The organism is Frankia sp. CoWAU3 (assembly GCF_977971855.1).
This window is the reverse complement of record NZ_CDWWXB010000047.1, coordinates 8,189-12,869: the sequence shown is the minus strand read 5'-3', so window position 1 is coordinate 12,869 and position 4,681 is coordinate 8,189. Positions and strand designations below refer to the sequence as shown.

Genomic DNA, 4,681 nt, shown 5'->3' with positions numbered 1-4,681 from the left:
TCTGTCAGCATGACATATCCGTCGGCGACCAGTACGTCGTCTCGACGTCCTGGTCGTCGAGACGACGTACTGGTCGCCGACGGATATGTCATGCTGACAGACGCGACAGCAGGGGGAGGAAGCCGGTGCGAGTCCGGCGCGGTCCCGCCACTGTCACCGGGAAGCGCACCCTTCCTGGGCAGGCTCGCCGACGAGGAGGCGGGCGTGCCCGGCGATCGCCCGACCAGGGGTCCGGAGAGGAACCCCGAGCCGCCCCGGCGGGGCGACGGGCCACGGCCGCAGCGGCGGCTGGAAGGCCGAAGGTGCGCGTCGATCCGGGAGCCAGGATACTCCGGCCGTCGCCATGATGACCATGGGCGAGGACCCTGGGAGGACCCCGGCATGCCCGTACCACTGCCACATCGACCGCACGCGCCGCATCGGCATCCGTGGTATCCGTCCTGTCGATCCTGTCGATCCTGTCAGCCGCAGCCGGTGCACACGACGCACCGGCGACACCCGCTTGCCTCGACGGCGTCGACACCGTGGTGAGCTTCCCGCTGTCGGCGGTGGTCGGCATGGACGACCTGCGCCTGGCCCTGCTGCTCAACGCGGTCTCCCCCACGCTGGGCGGAATCCTCGTGCGTGGGGAGAAGGGCACCGCCAAGTCCACCGCCGTGCGCGGCCTGGCCGCCCTGCTGCCCCCGGTGACGGTCATGGAGGGCTGCCGGTTCTCCTGCGCGCCCGACGCGCCGTCACCGGACTGCCCCGACGGCCCGCATCCCGCGCCGTCGCCGTCACTGACCCGTCCGGCCCGGCTGGTGGAACTACCCGTGGGCGCCTCCGAAGACCGGCTAACCGGTTCCCTCGACCTGGACCGGGCGTTGGCCGACGGGGTCAGCGTTCTGCGCCCGGGTCTGCTCGCCGCCGCCCACCGCGGGCTGCTCTACGTCGACGAGGTCAACCTGCTGGGGGACCATCTCGTTGACCTGCTTCTCGACGCCGCCGCCTTCGGGGTCGCCCACGTCGAACGCGACGGGGTGTCGGTGCGCCATCCGGCGGTGTTCCTGCTGGTCGGGACGATGAACCCGGAGGAGGGCGAGCTGCGTCCGCAGCTGCTCGACCGGTTCGGGCTGACCGTGCACGTCGCGGCCAGCCGTGACCCGGCGGTGCGCGCGGAGGTCGTCCGCCGCCGGCTGGCGTTCGAAGCCGACCCGGCCGGGTTCGCCGCGACCTGGGCGGACGCGGAGGCGGAACTCGCGGCCCGGGTCGTCGCCGCCCGCGGCCGGCTCGGCACGGTCCGGCTCACCGACGCGGCGCTGCGGGCTGTCACCGCCATCTGCGCCGGCTGCGACGTCGACGGCATGCGCGCCGACGTGGTGCTGGCCAAGACCGCGATGGCACTCGCCGCGTGGGCGGGGCGCGCCACGGTGCTCGCCGCCGACATCCGTACCGGTGCCCGTCTCGCGCTACCGCATCGCCGCCGCCGCGGCCCGTTCGACGCCCCCGGAATGGACGACGAGACCCTCGACGCCGTCCTCGACGAGGCCCTGGCCGCTCTCGACGAGCGCGTCGGGGCCGAACGCGAGGCCGGCGAATGTGAAGCCGGCGGATCCGGTGCCGGGGAATCCGGGGTACCGGTGAACGATGCACGCCCCGATGACGACCCGCCCGACGGCGGCGGTTCGGGGGGCGCGCCCCGTGGTGACGGCGGTTCCCACGGCGGCGACGGTGCGGGGGACGGGAACCGCGGCGCGGGGAACGGCGGGGATGACGGGGACCGGTGGTCGGCACGACCGTCCCCGTCGGCGTCTTCGACCGCGACGGCGGCCTCGACCCGGCTCGCCGGCGCACCGGCGGCGGCGAGCCGGCCGCGGCTGCTCACCGTCGCCGGCCTCGGAACCTCCTCGGGAGCCACCGGACGTCGATCCCCGGCCCGCGGCAGCCGCGGCGCGCTCGTCACCACCGCCGCGGACGCACCCGGCCTGCATCTGCCGGCGACCCTGCTCGCCGCCGCCCCGTTCCAGGCCGCCCGCGGCCGGTGCGGACCCGGCCTCGTGTTGGTCCCGGCGGACCGCCGTGGCGCCGTGCGCGTCGGCCGGGAGGGCAACCTGGTGCTGTTCGTCGTCGATGCCAGCGGGTCGATGGCCGCCCGCGCGCGGATGACCCTGGTCACCACGGCCGTGCTGGCCCTGCTCGTCGACGCCTACCAGCGCCGCGACCGGATCGGGATGATCACTTTCCGGGGGTCGGGAGCGGAGGTGGTGCTCGCGCCGACCTCGAGCGTGGAGGTGGGCGCGGCCCGGTTGCGCGCGCTGCCCACCGGCGGGCGGACCCCGCTGGCCGCCGGGCTGGGCCTCGCCGGTGAGGTCCTGCGCGCCGAACGGCGCCGTGATCCGACGCGGCGGGCCCTGCTCGTGGTCGTCACCGACGGCCGGGCGACCGCCGGGGGCGACCCGCTGCCGGTGGCCCGCGCGCTGGTGCGCGCCGCCGGTGGCGCGGCCGGACCGGCGACGGGCGGGCCGGCCGGTACCGGGGGGCGTGGCGGCGGCCGGGGTGAGTTGAGCAGCGTCGTCGTCGACTGCGAGAACGGTTTCCTGCGCTTGGGCCTGGCCCAGCGGCTCGCGGGCGCCCTCGGCGGCGTCACGATCCCGCTGGACGCCCTGCACCATCTCACTCCCCGCACGACGCCCCGCGCGACGTCCGGAAAGGTGGCCTGTTGACGCCGCAGGGACAGCCCGAGACCGTCCCCGACGACGGGCTGACCACCCGCCAGCGCCGCGACCGGCCGCTGCTGATGGTTCACACCGGCAACGGCAAGGGGAAGTCGACGGCCGCGTTCGGTCTGGCGTTGCGCGCCTGGTCACAGGGCTGGCCGGTCGGAGTGTTCCAGTTCGTCAAGTCCGCGAAGTGGCGCATCGGCGAGGAACGCGCGCTGCACGTCCTCGCCGACTCCGGCCAGGGCGGCCCGGTCACCTGGCACAAGATGGGCGCGGGCTGGAGCTGGGTGCGCGAACGGGTCGACCCGGACGGCGACCCGGGTGCCGCTGCCCGGGAGGGCTGGGCGCAGATCACCCGGGACCTCACCGCCCAGACCTACCGGCTGTACGTGCTCGACGAACTGACCTACCCGTTGCGCTGGGGATGGCTCGACGTCAACGAGGTCGTCGAGGTCCTGCGTTCCCGCCCCGGCCGCCAGCATGTCGTCGTCACCGGGCGGCGCGCCCCCCGGGAGCTGCTCGACGCCGCCGACCTCGTCACCGAGATGACCAAGGTCCGCCATCCCATGGACACCGGGCAAAAGGGGCAGCGGGGCATCGAGTGGTGAGCGAGCCCCGGGCGGAGATCGACATTCCCCGGCTGGTTCTCGCCGCCCCGGCCAGCGGCGCCGGCAAGACGACGGTGACCACCGGGCTGATGGCCGCGTTCACCGCCCGCGGCCTGCACGTCTCCCCGCACAAGGTCGGCCCGGACTACATCGATCCCAGCTACCACGCGCTGGCCTGCGGCCGGCCGGGCCGTAACCTTGACGCGGTGCTCTGCGGCGCGGCGCGCATCGCCGCGCTGTTCGCCCACGGGGCCCGCGGCGCGGACCTCGCCGTCGTCGAAGGGGTGATGGGCCTGTTCGACGGGGTGGCCCGTCCCGGTCCCGGTGAGCAGGCCGACCATGCCTCCACCGCGCACGTCGCCCGGCTGCTCGACGCCCCCGTCGTGCTCGTCGTCGACGTCTCCGGCGCCGCCCGCTCGATCGCCGCGCTCGTCGCCGGGTTCCGCGGATTCGACCGGCGGATCCGCCTGGCCGGGGTGATCCTCAACCGGGTCGGTTCCCCCCGTCACCGCGACCTGCTCACCGAGGCACTCGACGACATCGCCGTGCCCGTGCTCGGCGCGCTGCCGCGGGAACAGGCCGTCCACACCCCCTCGCGGCATCTCGGTCTGGTGCCGGCGGCGGAACGCAGACCCGCCGCCGTCGCCGCCGTCGACCGGCTCGGCGCGCTGGTCGGATCCGCCTGCGACCTCGACGCCCTGCTGCGGGTGGCACGCACCGCGCCGCCGTTGCGCGTCGCGCGTTGGGAGCCGGCCACCGTGCTCGCCGCGGCCGGACCGGCAGCGGTCACCACAGCGGACCCGGCGATGCCCGAGATGCCCGACCGGCCCCCGCGGGTCGCGGTCGCCGGGGGAGCCGCGTTCACCTTCGGCTACCCCGAACACATCGAGCTGCTCACCGCCGCGGGCGCCGACGTCGTCCCCGTCGACCCGCTGCGCGACGAGACGCTGCCACCGGGAACCGACGCCCTGATCATCGGCGGTGGTTTCCCCGAGGAGCACGTCGCCGCGCTCGCCGACAACGCCCGGTTACGCGCCGAGGTCGCCGCGTTCGCCGCCCGCGGCGGGCCGGTCGCAGCCGAGTGCGCCGGACTGCTCTACCTGGCCCGCACCCTGGACGGCGCGCCGATGTGCGGGGTTCTCGACGTGGAGGCGGTGATGGGCCCGCGGCTCACCCTCGGCTACCGCAGCGCGATCGCCGCTGCGGACAGCCCCCTGGCGGCGGCCGGGACCACCGTGCACGCCCACGAGTTCCACCGTACGGTCCTACGGCCCCCACCCGGCCGGGCGCCGTGCGACCCACGGTCGCCGTCCCCCGCCCACGGCGCCGCGGCCCGCCCCCCGGGCCGTCGGGGGACGGCGACCGTGGGTCGCA

Annotated in this window: 3 protein-coding genes; all 3 read left to right on the top strand. The window is 75.6% G+C overall.

The genetic code is table 11. The features are described 5' to 3' along the window. The first annotated feature begins 524 nt into the window (after nt 1–524). On the top strand, nt 525–2,702 hold the full coding sequence (locus tag AC08ON_RS06975; RefSeq protein WP_476608405.1) for a VWA domain-containing protein: 2,178 nt from the start codon (nt 525–527) through the stop codon (nt 2,700–2,702). Further along, complete coding sequence (gene cobO, locus AC08ON_RS06970) at nt 2,699–3,307, top strand: cob(I)yrinic acid a,c-diamide adenosyltransferase (protein WP_476608404.1); 609 nt, start codon at nt 2,699–2,701, stop codon at nt 3,305–3,307. Before AC08ON_RS06975 ends, cobO begins: the two co-directional genes overlap by 4 nt. Further along, nucleotides 3,304–4,681 (top strand): cobyrinate a,c-diamide synthase (locus tag AC08ON_RS06965; protein WP_476616655.1); only part of this gene is annotated, 1,378 nt, incomplete at its 3' end. The genes cobO and AC08ON_RS06965, both read left to right, overlap by 4 nt.